Below are 20,828 nucleotides of genomic sequence, written 5' to 3'. Positions count from 1 at the left end.
AGTATGAAAAAATCGATTTGAACATGTTATTGTTCATGTCTGTCGTTGCAATAGTATTAATATTTTTTATCGAGCTCGGTCGCTAAATTTCTCTATAAATTGTGTGAATACAAAAAAATGGATCATCACCAAAACGTGTGGTTGATTTCCGTTCCGACTAGGCGCTTTGTAGCTGCCGCTTTGCTTTCGCTACAGAAAACATTTGCCGCTGACGCTTCGCTTTCGCGCAGATAAAATATTTGTTGCTGTCGCTTCGCTTTCGCACAGTTAAAACATTGTTGCTGACGCTTCGCTTTCGCGCAGAGCATAGCTTCCTAGTGGCGTCCGATGAGCCGCTTGGGCCAACAGATGTTTTCTGCGCGAAAGCGTAGTGCTAACGAAGCGGTATCGGCACCGATGTAGGTCACGAAGGCGTTATCACAGGATGTGATGGTTTTAGCCTTCGTTCCTCTATTGCTAATCCCCAAGGAGTCGCCCAGCCTCCACTCCAATCAACTTATTTACATAATAGACGTTTTAACAAAGTCATCCAAAACTTTTGGTGATGAACAAAAAAAGCCCTTCTGCATATAAACGGAAGGGCAATATTAGGGAAAAACTATTTGTTTTTTGCCTTCATTCGATTCAGCAAAAATCCACCTTTAAATGATTTAGGCTCGTAAGAAATAATAAAAGCATTTGGTTCATAATGCTCCACAATTTGAAACAATTCTGTCTCGCGATTTCTCTTTGTTAATATTTCATATTTATAGCGATTACTATCTCTACCTTCCCCAATATAAATTGTCACAGCAAAGCCTTCATTACGAAGAAAATTCACGAGCTCCTCATTCTTATTTTGCGTATTGATAGTCGCATAGACATAGCCAATCGCCAGTTTCCGCTCAATTTTAGCACCTAGAAAAATACCTAAACCAAAACCAGCAGCATAGACAACCATCCCTAAAATACTTTGGTCTCCATTAAAGACAAGAGAAAGGCCAAATACATACACTAACATTTCCAGCATACCGAATATGGCAGCAAGGAACGTAATGTTCTTCACTAAAAATATTGTACGTAACGTTAAAAAAGGCACATAAACTAATTGAAGTATTACAATCAGAAATATACTTTGCATTTGTAAGAGACCTTTCAAAAAGTAGTTTTATATTCTATAAGTGCGTTGCCTTAACTATCTATTTTTATTAAGTAGACGCTGATTTCCGCTGGTGAAAGTAGAGCACCTCCCCGCTACAAATAACACCCACAAGCCAGATATTTATAAATGTATGTTCAGACATTGCCTTGCATTCTTCTCAACAATTATGTCTCGGCATCGTCCGAAATCCGTTTGTACAAAGAACTCCCACCCCATTCCCTAGATTCCCTAACAATTTAAATTTAAACATCTACTTTTCATAAAAAAATGCCACCTACTATAAACGTAGATGACATTTTGTGTATTATAGAAATCCTTTATGCTTCGCATGCATCAGGTCTTCCTTATGCTTTGCCCAATCATGTTGAACAAAATATTGCGGATAATCGCAGTGACAGAACCAAAAGGACAACTCCGAAAAGAAGTGCCCCATTTTAAATGACTAGCAATCCGAATTCATCGGTACTTTCTTCTTTATTAGTTCATCTATGTAATACTCTTTTAGCCAAACTTCTAATTTCATTTTTTCTTCTGAAGACATATGTGACTCCATAGTTACTTGTAGTTCTTCAATAACTTCTTTAGCAGTTTTTAAATTCATTTATAACCCTCCTTTCTATAAGGTTCATAATATTCTATATTCATTTGTATTACAATACCCAATTTTTACCATCAACTACTGCACCTGTAAGTTCAATAAGACACAACTATCTCCTTTTACCTTCTAAACCGCCATAGTAGGCAACTATCTTTCTTAACTCTTCAAACGAAGATAACAAATAGCTTTGTTCACTTTCAAATTCAAAATGTAGTTTATTTTCTTCACTCAAAAACTCTTGGAAATACCCTTCTATAGTAATTTGCCCCAATCGATTAAAATGCATTTTAAACTCAATATTAGAAGTTGAGTCTGTAAAAGTCACACTTCCATTCAATTGCTTAAAACATTTCTGAAGTTGGATAAAAAACGTATAGATCTGACCAGTTGAAAACCATAGTTCTGCATCTTTCACAAAATAGTTACCACTTTTTATATCAATTTTCCCTTTAACTTCGTATCCACCCAAATAACTAGTTTCATTCGGAAATCCAAATACCTCAATGATTTCTAACCGAATAAATCCTTGTTTGCCTCCTATTAAAAACGCATTCATTCATATCATCTCTTTTCAAAATATAACACTGACTTCTTCCACTAAACTTTATCTTTAGAAACACTGCGTTCCTCTATTTCAGCGGGTGTTTAGACATCCGCTGAAAAGTGGCTTAAATCCGCATTCATCTCACCACTAATGACTAAGGTGACACCACACTAAAATTATATCCTCTTCTATTATACTGTAAGTCATAAAAACAGTTTAAAAGACAACGTATTGACAAATGACATCAATAGTGTAAAATTACATTACATTGGGTAATTGACTCAAATAAAATAGTTTAAGAGCGAGGTGCTTGGAATGTTATTATTCTTATTAAAATGTATATTACCTTTTATCTTAGTAACACTGTTATATATAATTAATATTATTTTCTTATCAAAGAAAACGTTGAATAATATTAAAATGTGGAAAACCTCGATTTTAGTGGTCAATATCATTGCGTTATGTTTAAGTATTTTAATCGTTTTACCATCAATTGCATTAATCACCGCGATGTCTTTAGGCACAGGTTCTACCTTAAATATATTAGAGGATGATTTTAATTTAGAGGCAGCCACGCTTATACTGTTGAGCATTTCTAGTTTTATATATTTCTTCGTTACAAATATTGTATTAACTGTTTTAACAGCTAAAAAGCAATTCCGTCAGGGGTAACTTGTTCCATGAAGAAGTCTTACTGTAGAAACAGCCTTTTTTCCGCATAAAAAATGCCACCTCCTTAAATCTAAATCAATAGATAAAAGTAGGTGGCAATATTCTTTTCATCAAAATATATAAGGTATTAGATGCTTAAATTATTTACTTCAAACTTCCCCATGCATCGGGTCTTCCTTATGCTTTGGCCCAATCATGTTGAATAAAATATTAAGGATAATCGCTGTGACCGAACCACAGACGATACCGTTTGATGTTAGAAGAGATACACTTTCTGGCAGTGCATCAAAAATCCCCGGAACAACCGATACACCGACACCAAGGCTGACTGCAATTGCAGCAATCATGGCGTTTTCCGCTGACTCATTCATAACAGGTACTAGCATGCCCATACCTTGCGTAATTACCATACCGAACATCGCAAGCATTGCCGCACCAAGTACTGGTGTTGGAATGATCGTTGTTAATGCTGCGATTTTTGGTAGGAAGCCAAGTGCTACTAGTAAGCCACCTGTAATGTAAATGACTTTGCGGTTTTTTACGCCTGACATACGCGTAAGTCCCACGTTTTGTGAGAATGTTGTATATGGGAAAGCATTGAAAATACCGCCAATCACAGAAGCAAAACCTTCAGAACGATACCCACGTGCTAAATCTTTTGAATCTAATTTTTTCTTACAAATATCACTTAGTGCAAAATAGACTCCTGTTGATTCTACTAAAGAAACCATTCCTACAAGCGTCATTGTAATAATTGCTGTAGGGTCGAATGTTGGCATACCAAAGTAGAATGGCTGAACCATGTGTAATACGTCAGCATCTGCAACTGGGCTAAAATCAACCTTCCCCATAAATACTCCTAGGATTGTCCCCGCAACTAATCCGATTAAAATGGAGATTGCACGGATGAAGCCTGTAGAGAAACGATAAACAACTAAAATAATGGCTAATGTAATGAACGCTAAAGCTACATTCGAACCCGATGCAAAGTCTTTTGCGCCTTGTCCACCTGCCATATTATTTAAAGCTACTGGTAATAAAGAGATACCGATAATCGACACGACTGAGCCTGTAACAACTGGCGGGAAGAATTTAACTAACTTACCGAAAAAACCTGCAATAATCATAATGATTACACCTGATGCAATAATAGATCCATAAATATCAGTAATACCTTGTTCAGGATTAGTACCGATTGCAATAATCGGACTAACCGCTGTAAATGTACAGCCCAGTACTACCGGCAAACCAATACCGATAAATTTACCTGAATACACTTGTAAAAGCGTTGCGATCCCACACATCATAATGTCAATCGCTACTAAATACGTCATTTGTGTTGAATCAAAGCCAAGTGCCCCACCGATAATTAGTGGCACTAAAATGGCACCTGCATACATCGCAAGTAAATGTTGAATAGCTAGCGTCGTCGATTTAACGGTATTCATTACGCATTAGCCTCCGCAGCAAATGTTACTTTGCCATCCTCAAGAGAATCTACAATTGCTAATGATTCCACGCGAACCCCTTGCTGACGTAATAATTTCCCACCGTCTTGGAAGCCTTTTTCAATAACAATGCCTACACCCACAACATTTGCACCCGCTTGTGCTGCGATATCAAGCAAACCTTTGACAGCTTCCCCATTAGCTAAGAAATCATCTACGATTAGAATGTTATCATCTTCATTTAAGAAACTACGTGATACTGAAATATCATTTGTTTCATTTTTTGTGAAAGAATGTACTTTTGAATTATAAAGATTATCTGATAGTGTTAATGATTTACGTTTACGTGCAAACACTACAGGAGCACCGATTTCAAGCCCAAGCATAACAGATGGTGCGATACCTGAAGATTCGATCGTTAATATTTTTGTAATGACTTGATCCGAGAATCGAGTCGCAAACTCATGACCAATTTCTTTCATAAGCATTGGGTCAATTTGATGATTTAAAAACGAGTCTACTTTTAATACAGATGAAGATAGAACTTTACCTTCTTGCACAATTTTGTCGTGTAATAACTTCATTTCTTTTAAATCCTTCTTTCTTATATATAATTTTTTATGAGCAAATAACCGAAAGTGCCGTGCCAACGCAGCGTCAGTAATACGATGTCGTTGTCACAAAGGCGTTATCATAGAAGAAATGCTCATTTCAAGTAATAAAAAACGCTGAATACTTTGATTCCAGTCATCTACGAGTGGAGCAAAGCATTCAGCGTAAAAACGTCGAAACGAATAGAAAACATCTTATATAAAGTCTTCTAAAGCATTGCTACCCATAGTCGATTTTTTTACGGAAAATCGGTAGAGACTCGCGAGCCATATTCTCGCTATTATATGAGTGAAATAGTATTAAGCTGTAAGAACTTCCTTTTATTAATACACCTTGGCGTTATTTCCAAAAATGGCACTTTATTCGGCATGTGCTTGTTTCTCACACTGAATAAAGTCTGTTTTTCGGAATTTACTATTATTTTACTAACTTTCAATTGCAAACGTTCGTGTTTTACAATCAACGTAATGATTATATCAGACAATTTTCGAGCTTGCTAGTCATTATTTTGATAAATGGAAGGGCACTGTCATAATGACGATATTTCTGTGAAATAATAGCGATGCGCGAATTAATAGACTCGATTGATTGTGTAACATATGATGCCACCCTTTTTTCGGTAAAAACTGTGGAATGACAACCGTTACTTGATGGCCTGTTTTCATACATTGATGCTCAACCTTATCAATAAATTTCATCAACGGCTGTGTAATACTTCGATATGGTGAGTAGTATGTGACGAGCCGTATATTTGGCTGCCAAGCTTTCCATTTCTCCTCAAATGCTTTTGCTTCCGCTTGATCGAAGGCTACATAAAAGGCAATAATTTTATCAACGTTTAATGACTGCGCGTAATACAATGTGTTTTCGACTACTTTCGTAATACCAGCAACAGGGATAATGAACACATTCCCCTCCACATCCGGTAATTTCTCATTATCTAATCTTAGTTGTTCACCGACTGTTTGGTAATGCTGTTTAATACGGTGAAACGTCCAAATAATAATTGGTAAAAAGATAAACACTGGCCATACCTGAGGCAATTTTGTCACAAAAAACATCATCGCTACAATAAAGGAAATGATCGCTCCAATCGTATTGATTGAAAATTTAGCAATCCAACCTTTTGGCTTTTCACGCCACCATTTTCGCATCATTCCAGCCTGCGCTAAAGTAAATGGAATAAACACACCAACTGCATAAAGTGGAATCAAATGCTCTGTTGTTCCATCAAATAAAATGATTAAAATAATGGCCGCTAAACCAAGCATCATAATGCCATTTGAATAACCAAGTCGATCCCCACGAATCTGGAATATTCTTGGGATAAAACCGTCCTTCGATAAATTGACAGCCAGTAAAGGAAAAGCCGAATAACCTGTATTCGCAGCAAGTACTAATATCATCGCTGTTGTTCCTTGTACTATATAATAAAAGATATGACGCCCTACACTTGCCTCCGCTATTTGTGAAACAACCGTTTCTTTCGCATTGGGAGCAACTCCATAAAAATAAGCTAAGCTCACAATACCAATAAAGAGCACTGCTAAAATACCGCCCATAGCTAATAATGTTTTAGACGCATTTTTCGGCGCTGGATCTCTAAAATTAGGAATAGCATTTGAGATTGCTTCAACACCAGTCAAAGCTGAGCTTCCTGATGCAAAAGCCTTTAATAATATAAATAGACTGATACCTGCAACTGGTGTACCGACCTTTGGATGCAACTCTGCAGGAACTTGCCCTGTTACTATGTTATAAGCCCCCACCCCGATTAACATCAGCATCACGATCACAAACAAATAAACAGGATACGCTAAAATGGATGCAGATTCTGTGACACCACGCAGGTTTAAAAGCGTTAAACATATAACGAAAAACACCGCGATTATTACATTATAGGGATGTAGACTTGGCAATGCCGAAGTAATGGCATCCGTTCCAGCCGATACACTAACCGCAACTGTTAAAATATAATCGACAAGCAATGATCCACCAGCGACTAGACCCGCATTGACACCTAAATTTTCCCGAGAAACTACATATGCTCCACCACCATGTGGATACGCATAAATAACCTGACGATACGAGAAAATAAGTGCTGTCAGTAACACAATTACCCCAGCAGCAATCGGTAGAGAATACCAAAAGGCAACAGTGCTTACTGTCATAAGTACAATTAAAATTTGCTCAGGTCCATACGCTACTGATGACAAAGCATCGGACGATAGTATGGCAAGTGCTTTTGTTTTACTAAGCTTTTGTTCCCCTAACGCTTCAGATCTCAATGGTTTACCGATAATATAACGTTTTAATGAGGATTTCATAGTCAACACCTTCTAGTTTCATAGAATGTGTTTCGCATTTCTAAATCGATTACACTTTAGCATAATCGGTTTTTGTGCTGTTCAACGGGGTCTTGTTTCTTCTTTAGAATGAAGATAAAAAAAGTCTACAAGTCATCACTAAATAAGACTTGTAGACGTTCATTCGTCTGCCAAGCTCCACTTTTCTGCTCTTAACGCTTACGAGGTTAGCTGTCGGATTCGGGCCTGAGTAGCCCTACCCCTCAATAAATGAAGAGATTCACCCCAAGGATTACCTATGTGTAATCCGTAAAAATTGGGTCCCCCGCGTCTAATTGCTTCAGCGATTTAGAAATTTGAAACTTTTATAATGATGTCATATTACGCCTGTAATTAAAAAAAGTAAAGATGAAAATAATGCTTACAAAAAATTTTTCCACTTGATATTTTGAACATTTTTATTTAGACCCAAACCATAACGTGTTGTTGATTTCCGCTCCGATTGGGTGTTTTCCAGAGGGCGTCCGATGAGCTGCCTCAATCAACTTATATACATCAAACGTCATCCCAAACTTTTGATGATAAATTCTTATTTGAAGAATAATGTTTTAATACTAGTAGAAAATATGTGAATACCCGAATTGAAAATCAATCAATTATGCCCCGGCATAATTGCGTCCGGAATCGGCTTTTGACCAATACGATGTTGGTCCCAGGCGTTTTCATAGGATGTGAAATTCTTAGCCTGAGTTCCGCTATTTCAGCGGATGTTTTTTTGCGAAAGCGCAGTGCTAACGTAGCGGCAGCAACTGGTTTTTGGACACCTGTAGCTGACGCTTCGCTTTCGCTACAAAAAACACTCGCTGAAAGAAGTTAAAAAAGCTACCTTATAAGTATATTCCTACGTTTAAAGAAGCTAAGTACATTCATCCTTGGGTCATTTTCAAATGAATCGAATATTCTGCTATGATGCTTCCATACATTGATACACAACGGAATTCTTCCTTTAAAATTGATTACTATATCAAAAACATTTCGAATTCCGAAAAAAATTGAGCAAACATCTTCACATTTTTTAGTTCTAGCGATAAAATAGGAATATATCATTTTCCTGCAGGAAACTTTATTTCACCTGTGATACTTTTTGAAATGAGGGAACAACATGGTTTACAAACGAATGACAAAATCGTCTGCTGAGGCGGTTTTAGATGGAGATATAACAGGCTGGCGACGAATTTTACCGTTTCTTGGCCCAGCCTTTATCGCTGCAGTTGCCTATATTGATCCAGGCAACTTCGCAACAAATATTACAGCAGGTTCACAATATGGATATTTACTACTTTGGGTAATCGCCTTTTCCAATTTAATGGCGGTGTTAATTCAATCCTTATCGGCAAAACTTGGTATCGCGACAGGCAAAAATTTACCCGAAGTAGCACGTGAACATTTTTCTAAAAAAACTTCTATTTTTTTATGGATACAGGCAGAATTGGTCATTATTGCAACAGATCTTGCAGAGTTTATCGGTGCTGCACTAGGGCTGTACTTGTTATTTAATATTCCAATGTTACCTGCAGCTCTCATTACAGCTGTCGGCTCATTTGCTATTTTAGAATTACAGCGCAGAGGCTTTAGAGCGTTTGAAGCAGGTATTTCTGGCATGGTGCTTATTGTCGTATTAGCATTTGCATTTCAAACATTTTTAGCTCAGCCAAATTGGGGCGAAGTAACAATAGGCATGTTTACACCGCGCTTTGATGGAGTAGATTCTATTTTACTTGCAACGGGTATTTTAGGAGCAACTGTCATGCCACACGCTATTTACTTGCATTCTTCATTAACACAAAATCGTGTCGTTGGCCGAAATGATGCTGAAAAAAAACGTATATTCCGTTTTGAGTTTATTGATATAATCATCGCGATGATTATTGCCGGTGCCATCAATATGAGTATGCTTGTTATTGCCGCAGCAGTATTCCATACACAAGGCGTAGTAGTGGAAGATTTAGATATTGCTTATAACGGTTTAAAAGAGGCGCTTGGTCCGATGGCAGCAGTGTCCTTTGGTCTTGGACTTCTCATTGCAGGTCTTGCTAGCTCTTCAGTCGGTACACTTGCAGGTGACGTTGTGATGCAAGGTTTTATAAGAAAGAAAATTCCGCTCTACTTACGTCGAGCTATTACAATGATACCTCCTTTGGTTATCATTGCATCTGGAGTTAATGCAACTTATGCGCTTGTCCTAAGTCAGGTTATTTTATCTTTTGGTATTGCATTTGCTCTTGTACCGCTTGTAATGTTTACAAGTAAGCGTGATATCATGGGAAGCCTTGTTAACCATCGTATGACAACCATATTAGGATGGATTGTCGTAGTAATTGTAGTTACTTTAAATCTTTATTTATTATGGCAAACAGTATTTGGTTAAAAAAATGCCAGACACAAAAACCTTGATTTGGTTTTGTGTCTGGCATTTCTACATGTACGAGGCTTACTCCATAACGTGTGGTTGATTTCCGTTCCGACTGGGCGCTTTGTTGTTGCTGTCGCTACGCTTTCGCACAGATAAAACAATTGTTGCTGTCGCTTCGCTTTCGCACAGATAAAACAATTGTTGCTGTCGCTACGCTTTCGCACAGATAAAACAATTGTTGCTGTCGCTTCGCTTTCGCACAGAGCAAAGCTTCCTGGGGGCGTCCGAAGAGCCGCTTGGGCCAACATGATGTTGGTCACGAAGGCGTTATCACAGGATGTGATGGTTTTAGCCTTCGTTCCTCTATTGCTGATCCCCAAGGAGTCGCCCAGTCTCCACTCCAATCAACTAATATATGGCATACATTTTACCAATTGTCACCCCTACCGCAATGCGCTATTTCTCTCCCTTAAATATCTATCTTCTCAATATTTCGAAATGATAAGTAGGCCACGCTTATACCGATAATAGCTAAAGTGATGGGTATGAAAATAATATCATACAAGGTGAAGTTACCCGAATTTGATGATACAACCGATACAATTAATATAGATGATACAATCGTTGCCGGAATGGAGTATTTTCTCATACCGAAATACAATGGTATTAATGCAATGCATGATGCTGAAACTGCATTCATGATCACAGCGGGAATTCGTTGTATTATGAGAGATACCGATAATGTATCCGGAAGCAATTTGAAACTCTCACTAACAGCACAAAAAATCGCTGTGACAAAAATAGTCGATAAAATAATTGCACTAAAGGTAAAAAGAACAACAATGGCAAGCTTTGAAGCAATTAGTTTTTTTCTATTGATCGGGTACATAAATGCTACGGTGATAGTTTTATATTTAAATTCTCCAATAATAAACTTGGCGATTAACACACTAGCAAAAATAATAAATACTGCTCTTACACCTGAATCTATAAGGCTAAATGCCGTCTGATAAGTTCTAAAATCTTGATCCCCTTCTATTTTAGTGATAAATAAAAGCATAAATATAATAGCTAATATCACAAAATTTGCGAAAACAGCTCGTTTTATATATGAACCAATATGGTATTTTTTCATTTCTAGCCGCATTAAATTAAGCACTAGCGACACCTCCATTGATTAGCTTCAAGAAGTAATCCTCTAATGAGCTTGTTTTTTTGCTAATGCCCTCAATTTCAATATCATGCTCAATCAATGTTTTAGATAGCACCTTTTGTGAAGCTGTCGATTCATAAATTCGAATACAATTGTCATCCATTAGTTTGAAATTAGTAATATTTAATTTACTTTCTATAATAAATGCAGCCTTTTCCCCATCATTGACAGTCACTTCAATATAATCTGTTTGACTACGATTGACAGCGTCCATTGATACTTCCTTAATTAATCTTCCATCTTTAATAACCCCAACTGTATCTGCCAATTGTTCAATTTCACCCAATATGTGACTAGAGATCATAATGGTAATGCCATACTCTTTACAAAGCATCTTGAATAGCTCTCGAAGTTCTTTAATGCCGACTGGATCTAGTCCATTAATCGGCTCGTCTAAAATAAGTAATTCCGGCTTCGTAATAATTGCACGTGCAATACCCAATCGTTGTTTCATCCCTAGGGAAAAGTCTTTCACACGCTTATTCTCCGTATTTGTTAGTTTTACTAAATCTAGAACATGCGCAATCTCTTTCTTGTCATAATAGCCCATATATTCGCAATGTAATTCTAAGGTTTCCAGTGCTGTTAAATCTTCATAAAAAATCGGATATTCAATAATCGTCCCCATCCTTTTCAGCACTTCATATGAGCGGTCGTGTAATTTCTCACCAAAGATTTCAATATCTCCACTCGTTGGCTTCGTAAGGTTAGTCAGCATTTTCATGACTGTCGTTTTCCCTGCACCATTAGGACCTAAAAAACCGTATATCTCTCCCTTTTTCACATGCATAGTAACAGCCGAAACGACTTCTTTCCCCTCAAACACTTTCGTAAGCTGATTTGTCTTCACAATATATGTCATGTAAATCTCTCCCTTAAATTTAACTATCCTTATTATAAAAAATGAAACTCTCTAATTTATTACTTGATTCTTACAAATTTCTTAAGCGTATAAGAAAAGCTTGTAAAGCAATTAAAATGCTCTACAAGCATGACTGTTCAGTATGTCATTCGTTTTAAAGAAACTGTAAAAATAGTCTTCTCATATGTGATACTGGAAAGATGGATGGAGCCCTCCATTAATTCTACTAGACGTTTTGTAATCGTTAAGCCAAGACCACTCCCTTGGAAGGATTTATTTCTGGAATCCTCAAGCGTATACATTCTTTCAAAAACATTATCAATATGATATTCGTCAATCCCCTTACCACGATCCCATACATCAATAAAAATATTCGTATCATCATTTCTTACTGTAAGCCCAATGATGTTTCCTGCCGCCCCATAGGCAATAGCATTTGACAATAAATTATTCAGAACCCTATCTAACGCTTCTTCATTGCCAAGTGCATACAAGGATATCTCTGGTAATGCTATATCAATCTCTAATCCGATAGATGTGACCATATCGTAAAATGATAAAATATTTTTCCGGCAAATTTCACTTACATTAATTTTCGTCATTGGATAATCTGTATCTCCAGCCTCCAATTTTGCCAGATCAAAAAATGTATGGATTATTTTTAATACTTCCAATGTTTTCGAATGAACGCCAGTGAGTAATCGTTGCCGCTCCTCGTCACTAAGTGCCTGATTAAGCTGAAGCATTTCCGTATAACCTAGTACAACTGTTAAAGGTGTTTTAAGATCATGTGATATATTGGCCAACATCTTTTTCATGGAGCTTTCCATTTTTCGATGCGTTACCAACACTTTTTGATTGTGGTCTAACAATGCATTCATCGCAATCAGTAACTGCTGTAATTCTTGATTAGCTGTCGATACTAAAACCTTTTCGCTCGACTGTTCATCAATGATTACTTGCAGTTTTTGATGCATGTATTGAATCGTAGTATCTTGTTGTTTTTTTGCTCTCACTTGAAAAATAATAATGCCTACGAGTAACACAATAATCAATAATAGAAATATAATCATCATGATGTTTACCCTTCAAATTTATAGCCGATTCCCCAAAGCGTTTTAATATACCTAGGATTGGATGGATCGTCTTCAATTTTTTCGCGCAATCTTCTTATATGTACATTAATAATATTTTCATCTCCATAGTAAGCATCATTCCAAATCAATTGATAAATTTGCTGCTTTGTAAAAACTCGATTACGATTTGTCACGAATAATTTTAAGATAGCAAACTCCTTTGATGTGAGCTTTACTTGTTGTCCATTCTTCTCAACTGAAAAATTAACAAGGTCTATCGATAAGTTATCTATCTCTACCAAATCTGTCTTATCCTCTACTTGACTGGAGTATTTCGTAGCTCTTCGAATTGCGGCTTTAACACGTGCCGAAAATTCCAGCATCGAGAACGGCTTGGCAATATAATCATCTGCCCCTAATCCTAATCCTAACGCTTTATCAACATCACTATCCTTGGCTGACATAATGATAATTGGAAGTGATGCTTGCTCTCGTATAATCTTTAAAACTTCTAATCCATTCAATTTCGGTATCATAATATCCAAGATCACTAAATCAAAGGGATTGTTTAAACAATGTTGTAAGGCTTCTTCTCCATTTACTGCAGTGGTAACATGGAATCCCTCCATTGTTAAATAGCTTTCTACCATTTCACGAATAGCTTCGTCATCTTCTACTAGTAAAATATGCTTTTGCACGTTCATGCACCTCTTCCTAATATAAAGCAGTCTGTATATGACTTGTCATTACTATGATCATCACCACAAAGAGGGGTTGATTTCCGTTCCAGCTGGGCGCTTTGTTGTTGCTGTCGCTACGCTTTCGCACAGATAAAACATTTGTTGCTGTCGCTACGCTTTCGCACAGATAAAACATTTGTTGCTGTCGCTACGCTTTCGCACAGATAAAACATTTGTTGCTGCCGCTTCGCTTTCGCACAGATAAAACATTTGCCGCTGACGCTTCGCTTTCGCGCAGAGCAGAGCTTCCTGGGGGCGTCCGATGATCCGCTTGGGGCAACAGATGTTTTTTGCGCGAAAGCGTAGTGCTAACGAAGCGTCAGCAGCAGGATGTTGGTCACGAAGGCGTTATCACAGGACGTGATGGTTTTAGCCTTCGTTCCTCTATCGCTAATCCCCAAGGAGTCGCCCAGCCTCCACTCCAATCAACTTATATGCATGGTATACGTTTCAACAAATGTCCTACCCAAAATTTGATGATGTGTTATTTATCTATCATTTTACCATATTAAGGTTGTGCACCAAAAGTGGGGACGATTCGAGAAACTAAAGTCCCCTTTTTATTCTCTCCAGTAATTTTATCTGAAGCCTAAAATGCAGATTTGTCATACTGTATTGGTTGGTATATTGTTAGCAATAATCAAAATAATTTAGAAAGGACTGGAGAAATGACTTTTAGAAGGCATTACAGTTTTTTTCTATTGCATTTTGTATTATCGGGGTGTTATTGTTTTATGCTAGTTCATTAAGTAAGAACGGTATTTTTAGGATTTACTTTTATGTAGGTGCCCTACTCTGGATAATAAGTATTTATTTTGGAATATCCGGAATTAAATCAAAACAACCGGGTATTTCTAAATATTTAGGATTACTCATCATTTTTCTTATTCTTGTAGTCTACGGATCGATGATTGCTATTATGGGGATACGAGGTTTTGGCGCTTAAAGATTAATCGTTCATTGTAGTATTTTTTCTGACAAGATTGTACTTCTGAGGTTACAAATTTATTCATATTTTTTAACTTAAAAAACTGCCCTGCAAGCATTTTATATGACTCACAGGACAGTTTTATTTTTTATTATTCGACTTTTAAATCACATTGCTCTAATGGATGCATTTTTGTTTTATGCTTGATTTTATAGCCAAGCCATAAGAATAAGAACAGTGGAATACCGATATAGGAGACAAGGACTCCATACCAGTCTATTGTATTACCCATAAAGGCATTGTAGTTTTGTCCAATAACAACAATCATACAAACCGTAAAGGCAAATAGCGGGCCGAATGGGAATAGCCTTGCTTTATACGGCAGCAATTTCGGATCTAATCCCTGTACCTCGAATGCTCGACGGAAACGGTAATGGCTAAATGCAATTCCTAGCCAAGCAATGAAGCCAGACATCCCAGAGGCATTTAGAAGCCACATGTAGACTACACCATCACCAAAGAATGAAGCTAAAAATGCTAGGGAGCCTACAGCTAAAGTCGCCAGTAATGCGTAAATCGGAATACCTCGACGGCTTAGTTTAGCGAAAAATTTCGGTGCATGTCCATCTACTGCCAATTGCCAAAGCATACGAGAAGATGCGTACAGCCCTGAATTCCCTGCTGACAGCATTGCCGTTAAAATGATAGCATTCATCAATGAAGCAGCAAAGGCAATTCCTAAACGGTCGAACACCAGTGTAAATGGTGAAACAGCGATATCTTCAGATAGCAAACGTGAGTCTGTAAATGGAATCAGCAGCCCAATTGCACCGATCGCTAAAATATAGAATAAAAGAATTCTCCAGAAAACAGACTTAACAGCTTTCGGAATATTTTTACCAGGATCATCTGTTTCACCTGCTGTTATTCCAAGTAGCTCTGTCCCTTGGAACGAGAATCCAGCAGCTAAGAAAATACCAAATGTAGCAAGAAATCCACCGTGGAATGGTCCATCACTGATAAAGAAATTCGTAAAGCCTACCGGAGCGTTTCCTCCTAAAATACCAAAAATCATTAGGAAACTGATAATAATAAAAATGATGACAGTTACAACCTTTATCATGGCAAACCAATATTCACTTTCACCATAGCTTTTTACCGATAATAGATTGAACGTTAAAACGACAGCAATAAATAAAACAGTCCAAAGTGCTGATGAGCTATCTGGGAACCAATATTTCATAATTAATGATACAGCAGAAATTTCTGCCGCAATTGTAATTGCCCAGTTGTACCAGTAGTTCCAGCCAAGCGCAAAGCCTAGAGCTGGGTCTACAAATTTTGTAGCATACGTACTAAATGAACCCGATGATGGCATATAAGCTGCCATTTCGCCTAAGCTCGTCATTAAAAAATACACCATGATACCGATTAATGCATAGGCGAGTAGTGCACCGCCAGGGCCTGCTTGTGCAATGGCACCACCACTAGCTAAGAACAATCCTGTACCGATTGTACCGCCCAATGAAATCATTGTAATATGACGGCTTTTTAATTCCTTTTTCAGCTTAGGCGCTTTATGGCCGAGCTGATTGACTTTTATTTCACTCATGATATAGCTTCCTTCCTTTTATAAGAGGCAAAAAAATGCCATCACATGAACGTTGCTGTGATGGCTAAGTAAATCCTCTGTTCTTTCAAAATGATAGCTCAACACGTTGTTCAAACGTGACAGTTCTGTTCCTTTCGGAGACAGCCCCAGCATGAGGTTTTCAAGTCCCCTCACACTTCGGCAGTATTTCCTTTCAACTAATATCTCTAATGCTTGTCATTTCCATTAGCATACTCTTAAATACCGCGACCTCTACCTCATTATAAACATGAGGCATATAATTATTAAATTTACGATGGATATTATTCTAACATACAACCTATGACATTTCAATAACTCAAGTAACATTCTATATTTTATGAATTTTCTACTATTTTTATTATTGTGATAAAGTGGTATAGTGGTTCAATCATAATTGTTCTAACAGGGGGGATTTATTTGGCTACTCATGAACATACCGATACTTATCCTAGCAGGAAAATTAATTGGAAAGGTACAACCTTATTATTAGTTATCGGCGTAATTTGTATTGCCTCGACATTACGGATGCCGCTAACAGTTGTTGGACCTATTATTTCCTTTATCCGCGAAGACCTCGGCATATCCAATGTACTAGCGGGCTTTCTAACAACAATCCCATTGTTAGCATTTGCAATCATCTCACCTTTTGTACCAATTGTCGCACGTAAAATCGGGCTAGAACTAACATTATTTTTATCGACTATTCTTTTGGCGTTAGGGATTGTAATACGCTCCCTCGGAACAACTAGTTTGCTCGTATTTGGTACTGCGCTAATTGGTATAGCCATTTCATTCGGTAACGTACTTATTCCAGGATTGCTTAAACTGAAGTTTCCCTTTCACGTAGGTTTACTTATGGCATTTTTCACAATGTCGATGAATTTGACAGCTGGACTCGGTGCTGGTATTAGCTATCCTGTTGCCCATTCATCAATTGGCTGGCAAGGTGCACTGGCAGTCGCACTTGTTCTCGTGGCGTTAACTATTTTAATATGGATTCCACAGTTGAAATTTAATAAGCCTGAACCTAATGTTAAAACTACGAAAGAACGTACACCTTTATGGAAATCACCTGTTACTTGGGCAGTAGCGGGAACTATGGGATTTCAGTCATTATTATTCTATACAACCGCTGCTTGGATTCCTGAAATATTTATAGCACAAGGATTAGCTGCAGATCGTGCAGGATGGATGTTTTCCATCATGCAATTTTCACAAGTCCCAATGGCTTTAGCGGTGCCTATTATCGCTAGTAAAATGACATCTCAACGACCTCTCGTATTCATGTTTACGGCATTTTACTTAATTGGCTTTATCGGACTAGTGATGGAATGGACAAACCTCGCTATACTTTGGATGGTGCTACTAGGCTTAGCCGGAGGAGCTTCATTCTCATTAGCGATGATGTTCTTTACATTACGTACCCGTACCGCTTTTGAAGCAGCTGATTTATCAGGTTTTGCGCAATCATTAGGGTATTTATTAGCCGCAATCGGTCCAATCTTATTTGGTTATTTGCATGATTTATTTGGTGGCTGGAATACGGCTGGTTGGTTATTTGTTGTCGTAGTATTGATACTCTTCTTATGTTCATTTAGGGCTTCTAAAAATGAATATGTAAATTAAAAAAGGTAGCTCATGATCTTATTTCAGCAAATGTTTGGACACCCGCTGAAATAAGTTAACGTGAGCTGCCTTTCTCTATTAGTAAGGTGGTTTCTGATAAAAATAGTTCGGTGTATTGTAAACATTAACATAAGGCTTATGGTAAATATGAGTTGTAGCTGGAGAAAGGGGTGGAATCAACCATGTCCAATTGCCTGTAACCTCACGATTAGCTGCTGCTTCTGCTTCCTCAAACAATTTAAATTGCTGTGCAGCTGTATGATGATCTACAATGCTCACACCATCTTCTTTAAAAGAATGTAGAACTGCCATATTTAGCTCAACTAATGCTCGGTCACGCCATAAAGAAGCCTGTTTGGTTGTATCGAGGTTGAAAATTTCTGCTACAGCGGGCAGCATATTATAACGCTCATGATCTGCTAAATTACGTGCCCCGATTTCTGTACCCATATACCAACCATTGAATGGGGCTGCCTCAAAATCGATACCTGCCATTTGGAAGCGCATGCTCGAAATAATCGGCACTGCATACCATTTTAATCCTAGCTTCTCTACTTGTGAAGATTCAGGGTGGCGAATCGGTACCTCTAGTACATATTCGTCAGGGATTATAAACGCTTGTGGCTCTCTACCATCTACCTGTACAACAATCGGAAGTACATCAAATGCTGTTCTCTCACCTTGCCAGCCAAGTGATTCACATACTTTTGTAAACTCAACGGAATGCGGATCACCAACGATTCCAGATTCTGTTTCATAACCAGCATAGCGGATTAGCTGATGATTCCATATACGAACTCGCCCTGGTGCAAAAATCGTTATTGTTGGACGAATCTTCCCATCATTTGTGGCATATTGAATATGTTTAAGCAAAGCATTGAAGATATCCTCTTCATGTGAAATATCACGGGCATCTACAACATGCAGCGATTGCCAAAACAGTCGACCAATACACTTATTACTATTACGCCAAGCCACTCGTGCACCAAAGATTAATTCTTCCGTTGTCGGTATATATTCTCCAGCTGTTTTAATATGCTGTAATTTATTTTCTAGCCATGTTTTTGACTCGTTTTGCTCTACTTGATAAAGTTCTAAAAATCGTTGTACTTCATGTAAATTCATATCGAACTCCTCCATCTATCCTCATATTAGAGGAATGGAACTATTATCACCACGAAAAAATCTGCAAGAAAACATACATATTTAATATATGAAATACTTTGTTCAATTTTCCATATCAGCTCTTCTTTTTATAAAAATATGCCTTGGCATAATTGCTGCCCGAAATCAGGCTTTGTGCTCAAATGGAGTAGGTAAAAGATACATAGCTTCCCTTGAAGTGGTATTATAAAAATTTTGGGGAATTGCAGAGGGTAAATCGTTTTTGTATGCAGAAATAGATTAAACAAGAGGATATCTTCAGTTACATTTGCAATTTTGTTTATCATGATTAAGCCCTTCGCAATATTTAGGAATAGACGTTATGGCGTGTCCATTAGAAATAAAACTTCCTTAACGAGGGATAATCCTTTTTTGACTTATAGTTGGCATAAAAAAAAAGCATGTTGCACAAACGTGCAACATGCTTGATGACCCCTACGGGATTCGAACCCGTGTTACCGCCGTGAAAGGGCGGTGTCTTAACCACTTGACCAAGGGGCCGTGGCTCCGAAGGCAGGACTCGAACCTGCGACAACCTGATTAACAGTCAGGTGCTACTACCAACTGAGCTACTTCGGAATAATGGTGGGCCTAAATGGACTCGAACCATCGACCTCACGCTTATCAGGCGTGCGCTCTAACCAGCTGAGCTATAGGCCCATTATTTTGGAGCGGGTGATGAGAATCGAACTCACGACATCAGCTTGGAAGGCTGAGGTTTTACCATTAAACTACACCCGCAGATGGTGGGTCAGGACGGAATCGAACCGCCGACACTTAGAGCTTCAATCTAATGCTCTACCAACTGAGCTACTGACCCGAAAAAAAATATGGAGGAGGTAGAGGGATTCGAACCCCCGCGCGGTGTTACCCGCCTGTCGGTTTTCAAGACCGATCCCTTCAGCCGAACTTGGGTATACCTCCGTAATATATAAGTGGTGGAGCCTAGCGGGATCGAACCGCTGACCTCCTGCGTGCAAGGCAGGCGCTCTCCCAGCTGAGCTAAGGCCCCTTGTTAGGAAAGATGGTCGGAATGACAGGATTCGAACCTACGACCCCTTGGTCCCAAACCAAGTGCTCTACCAAGCTGAGCTACATTCCGATACTATTAGGCTTTTTTGGCGCGCCCGACAGGAGTCGAACCCATAACCTTCTGATCCGTAGTCAGACGCTCTATCCAATTGAGCTACGGGCGCATTTATAAAAACTGATGAGCCATGAAGGACTCGAACCTTCGACCCTCTGATTAAAAGTCAGATGCTCTACCAACTGAGCTAATGGCTCATATTAAAAAATGAATGGCTGGGGTACTAGGATTCGAACCTAGGCATGACGGAATCAAAATCCGTTGCCTTACCGCTTGGCTATACCCCAATTATTAAAATGGGGCGACTGATGGGAATCGAACCCACGAATGCCGGAACCACAATCCGGTGCGTTAACCACTTCGCCACAACCGCCACTATATATAATCACGGCAGTATTTGATAACGAGTACCTAGAAACCTGGCAGGGGCAGTAGGAATCGAACCCACACCAAAGGTTTTGGAGACCTCTATTCTACCGTTGAACTATGCCCCTAAAAATGGTGGAGGGGGACGGATTCGAACCGCCGAACCCTAAGGAGCGGATTTACAGTCCGCCGCGTTTAGCCTCTTCGCTACCCCTCCAAGGGATGATGCCGGCGATAGGAGTCGAACCCACGACCTACTGATTACAAGTCAGTTGCTCTACCAACTGAGCTACACCGGCAAAAAAAAAAAATGGCGGTCCCGACCGGGATCGAACCGGCGATCTCCTGCGTGACAGGCAGGCATGTTAACCGCTACACCACGGGACCATTTTGGTTGCG

The 20,828-nt window shown here is 38.5% G+C and carries 19 protein-coding genes, 16 tRNA genes and 3 riboswitches; of the genes, 4 read left to right on the top strand and 31 right to left on the bottom strand.

The annotated features are described in order from the left end of the window. Positions 1-125: 125 nt before the first annotated feature. From ACFCYJ_RS25035 to ACFCYJ_RS25020, 4 genes are all read right to left on the bottom strand, one after another. A complete protein-coding gene (locus ACFCYJ_RS25035) occupies positions 126-308 on the bottom strand; it encodes a hypothetical protein (protein ID WP_376078392.1) in 183 nt (60 codons plus the stop codon). Between the two features lie 290 nt (positions 309-598). Beyond that, positions 599-1,120 (bottom strand): DUF2179 domain-containing protein, encoded by a 522-nt coding sequence (locus ACFCYJ_RS25030; RefSeq protein WP_376078390.1) that lies wholly within the window; start codon positions 1,118-1,120, stop codon positions 599-601. A gap of 463 nt (positions 1,121-1,583) precedes the next feature. Next, positions 1,584-1,742, bottom strand: a complete 159-nt coding sequence (locus ACFCYJ_RS25025; protein WP_170939023.1) for a hypothetical protein — start codon at positions 1,740-1,742, stop codon at positions 1,584-1,586. Positions 1,743-1,848: 106 nt separating this feature from the next. Further along, positions 1,849-2,295: a WapI family immunity protein gene (locus tag ACFCYJ_RS25020; RefSeq protein WP_376078388.1), complete on the bottom strand. Its 447-nt coding sequence runs from the start codon at positions 2,293-2,295 to the stop codon at positions 1,849-1,851. Positions 2,296-2,703: 408 nt separating this feature from the next. Here ACFCYJ_RS25020 and ACFCYJ_RS25015 point away from each other — a divergent pair, with 408 nt between their 5' ends. Further along, positions 2,704-2,955, top strand: coding sequence for a hypothetical protein (locus tag ACFCYJ_RS25015; RefSeq protein ID WP_376078386.1), 252 nt, complete (start codon positions 2,704-2,706; stop codon positions 2,953-2,955). Positions 2,956-3,104: 149 nt separating this feature from the next. Here ACFCYJ_RS25015 and ACFCYJ_RS25010 read toward each other — a convergent pair whose 3' ends face one another. The 3 genes from ACFCYJ_RS25010 to ACFCYJ_RS25000 form a co-directional block, all read right to left on the bottom strand. Beyond that, positions 3,105-4,403 carry a nucleobase:cation symporter-2 family protein gene (locus ACFCYJ_RS25010; RefSeq protein WP_376078384.1) on the bottom strand — a complete coding sequence of 433 codons (1,299 nt, stop codon included), beginning with the start codon at positions 4,401-4,403 and terminating at the stop codon, positions 3,105-3,107. Further along, on the bottom strand, positions 4,403-4,987 hold the full coding sequence (locus ACFCYJ_RS25005) for a xanthine phosphoribosyltransferase (protein ID WP_323651023.1): 585 nt from the start codon (positions 4,985-4,987) through the stop codon (positions 4,403-4,405). The genes ACFCYJ_RS25010 and ACFCYJ_RS25005 overlap by 1 nt, the downstream gene beginning before the upstream one ends. Before the next feature lie 234 nt (positions 4,988-5,221). Then, positions 5,222-5,323: riboswitch (purine riboswitch) on the bottom strand. Positions 5,324-5,518: 195 nt separating this feature from the next. After that, positions 5,519-7,342: an APC family permease gene (locus ACFCYJ_RS25000; RefSeq protein ID WP_376078382.1), complete on the bottom strand. Its 1,824-nt coding sequence runs from the start codon at positions 7,340-7,342 to the stop codon at positions 5,519-5,521. Positions 7,343-7,523: 181 nt separating this feature from the next. Next, positions 7,524-7,677, bottom strand: a riboswitch (cyclic di-AMP (ydaO/yuaA leader). 806 nt (positions 7,678-8,483) lie between these two features. On the opposite strand from ACFCYJ_RS25000, the gene ACFCYJ_RS24995 reads away from it, so the two are divergent. Then, entirely contained in the window at positions 8,484-9,749 is a 1,266-nt protein-coding gene (locus tag ACFCYJ_RS24995) for an Nramp family divalent metal transporter (protein WP_376078381.1), read from the top strand. Here the strand turns inward: ACFCYJ_RS24995 and ACFCYJ_RS24990 are convergent. The 6 genes from ACFCYJ_RS24990 to ACFCYJ_RS24965 all read right to left on the bottom strand — a co-directional run bounded on the left by ACFCYJ_RS24990 (position 9,746) and on the right by ACFCYJ_RS24965 (position 13,905). Next, positions 9,746-10,114 (bottom strand): hypothetical protein, encoded by a 369-nt coding sequence (locus tag ACFCYJ_RS24990; protein WP_376078379.1) that lies wholly within the window; start codon positions 10,112-10,114, stop codon positions 9,746-9,748. The two genes, ACFCYJ_RS24995 and ACFCYJ_RS24990, sit on opposite strands and share 4 nt — an antisense overlap. 89 nt (positions 10,115-10,203) lie before the next feature. Then, complete coding sequence (locus ACFCYJ_RS24985; RefSeq protein ID WP_376078377.1) at positions 10,204-10,893, bottom strand: ABC transporter permease; 690 nt, start codon at positions 10,891-10,893, stop codon at positions 10,204-10,206. After that, positions 10,886-11,809 carry an ABC transporter ATP-binding protein gene (locus ACFCYJ_RS24980; protein WP_376078375.1) on the bottom strand — a complete coding sequence of 308 codons (924 nt, stop codon included), beginning with the start codon at positions 11,807-11,809 and terminating at the stop codon, positions 10,886-10,888. Before ACFCYJ_RS24980 ends, ACFCYJ_RS24985 begins: the two co-directional genes overlap by 8 nt. A 137-nt stretch (positions 11,810-11,946) precedes the next feature. After that, positions 11,947-12,882, bottom strand: a complete 936-nt coding sequence (locus ACFCYJ_RS24975; protein ID WP_376078401.1) for a sensor histidine kinase — start codon at positions 12,880-12,882, stop codon at positions 11,947-11,949. Between the two features lie 8 nt (positions 12,883-12,890). Then, on the bottom strand, positions 12,891-13,583 hold the full coding sequence (locus tag ACFCYJ_RS24970) for a response regulator transcription factor (RefSeq protein WP_376078374.1): 693 nt from the start codon (positions 13,581-13,583) through the stop codon (positions 12,891-12,893). A 190-nt stretch (positions 13,584-13,773) separates the two neighbouring features. Continuing rightward, positions 13,774-13,905 carry a hypothetical protein gene (locus ACFCYJ_RS24965; protein ID WP_376078372.1) on the bottom strand — a complete coding sequence of 44 codons (132 nt, stop codon included), beginning with the start codon at positions 13,903-13,905 and terminating at the stop codon, positions 13,774-13,776. A gap of 10 nt (positions 13,906-13,915) precedes the next feature. Here ACFCYJ_RS24965 and ACFCYJ_RS24960 point away from each other — a divergent pair, with 10 nt between their 5' ends. Then, entirely contained in the window at positions 13,916-14,137 is a 222-nt protein-coding gene (locus ACFCYJ_RS24960) for a hypothetical protein (protein ID WP_376078370.1), read from the top strand. 567 nt (positions 14,138-14,704) lie between these two features. On the opposite strand, the gene ACFCYJ_RS24955 is transcribed toward ACFCYJ_RS24960, so the two are convergent. After that, entirely contained in the window at positions 14,705-16,165 is a 1,461-nt protein-coding gene (locus ACFCYJ_RS24955; protein WP_376078368.1) for an amino acid permease, read from the bottom strand. Between the two features lie 86 nt (positions 16,166-16,251). Further along, positions 16,252-16,428, bottom strand: a riboswitch (Lysine riboswitch). A gap of 175 nt (positions 16,429-16,603) precedes the next feature. Between ACFCYJ_RS24955 and ACFCYJ_RS24950 the strand changes: the two genes are divergently transcribed. Beyond that, a complete protein-coding gene (locus tag ACFCYJ_RS24950; protein ID WP_376078366.1) occupies positions 16,604-17,812 on the top strand; it encodes a CynX/NimT family MFS transporter in 1,209 nt (402 codons plus the stop codon). 78 nt (positions 17,813-17,890) lie between these two features. On the opposite strand, the gene ACFCYJ_RS24945 is transcribed toward ACFCYJ_RS24950, so the two are convergent. The 17 genes from ACFCYJ_RS24945 to ACFCYJ_RS24865 all read right to left on the bottom strand — a co-directional run bounded on the left by ACFCYJ_RS24945 (position 17,891) and on the right by ACFCYJ_RS24865 (position 20,816). Continuing rightward, positions 17,891-18,937: a nitric oxide synthase oxygenase gene (locus ACFCYJ_RS24945; protein ID WP_376078364.1), complete on the bottom strand. Its 1,047-nt coding sequence runs from the start codon at positions 18,935-18,937 to the stop codon at positions 17,891-17,893. A 468-nt stretch (positions 18,938-19,405) separates the two neighbouring features. Continuing rightward, positions 19,406-19,477: transfer RNA gene (locus ACFCYJ_RS24940), tRNA-Glu, on the bottom strand. Position 19,478: 1 nt separating this feature from the next. Beyond that, positions 19,479-19,555 (bottom strand) — tRNA-Asn (locus tag ACFCYJ_RS24935). 4 nt (positions 19,556-19,559) lie between these two features. Beyond that, positions 19,560-19,636 (bottom strand) — tRNA-Ile (locus ACFCYJ_RS24930). A gap of 7 nt (positions 19,637-19,643) precedes the next feature. Next, positions 19,644-19,717 (bottom strand) — tRNA-Gly (locus ACFCYJ_RS24925). A gap of 3 nt (positions 19,718-19,720) precedes the next feature. Continuing rightward, positions 19,721-19,796: transfer RNA gene (locus ACFCYJ_RS24920), tRNA-Phe, on the bottom strand. Positions 19,797-19,807: 11 nt separating this feature from the next. After that, a tRNA-Ser gene (locus ACFCYJ_RS24915) sits at positions 19,808-19,900 on the bottom strand. 12 nt (positions 19,901-19,912) lie between these two features. After that, positions 19,913-19,988, bottom strand: a tRNA-Ala gene (locus ACFCYJ_RS24910). Between the two features lie 13 nt (positions 19,989-20,001). Then, positions 20,002-20,078: transfer RNA gene (locus tag ACFCYJ_RS24905), tRNA-Pro, on the bottom strand. A gap of 17 nt (positions 20,079-20,095) precedes the next feature. After that, positions 20,096-20,172: transfer RNA gene (locus ACFCYJ_RS24900), tRNA-Arg, on the bottom strand. 15 nt (positions 20,173-20,187) lie between these two features. Continuing rightward, a tRNA-Lys gene (locus tag ACFCYJ_RS24895) sits at positions 20,188-20,260 on the bottom strand. A 15-nt stretch (positions 20,261-20,275) separates the two neighbouring features. After that, a tRNA-Gln gene (locus ACFCYJ_RS24890) sits at positions 20,276-20,350 on the bottom strand. A gap of 10 nt (positions 20,351-20,360) precedes the next feature. Next, positions 20,361-20,436 (bottom strand) — tRNA-His (locus tag ACFCYJ_RS24885). A 47-nt stretch (positions 20,437-20,483) separates the two neighbouring features. After that, positions 20,484-20,557 (bottom strand) — tRNA-Trp (locus tag ACFCYJ_RS24880). A gap of 5 nt (positions 20,558-20,562) precedes the next feature. Beyond that, positions 20,563-20,646, bottom strand: a tRNA-Tyr gene (locus ACFCYJ_RS24875). 9 nt (positions 20,647-20,655) lie between these two features. Continuing rightward, positions 20,656-20,728 (bottom strand) — tRNA-Thr (locus ACFCYJ_RS24870). Between the two features lie 12 nt (positions 20,729-20,740). Next, positions 20,741-20,816: transfer RNA gene (locus ACFCYJ_RS24865), tRNA-Asp, on the bottom strand. Positions 20,817-20,828: the final 12 nt, after the last annotated feature.

This window comes from Lysinibacillus sp. NPDC056232, from assembly GCF_042267565.1.
GTDB lineage: Bacteria > Bacillota > Bacilli > Bacillales_A > Planococcaceae > Lysinibacillus.
The sequence above is the reverse complement of the archived record's forward strand: the minus strand, read 5'-3'. Positions and strand labels throughout refer to the sequence as shown.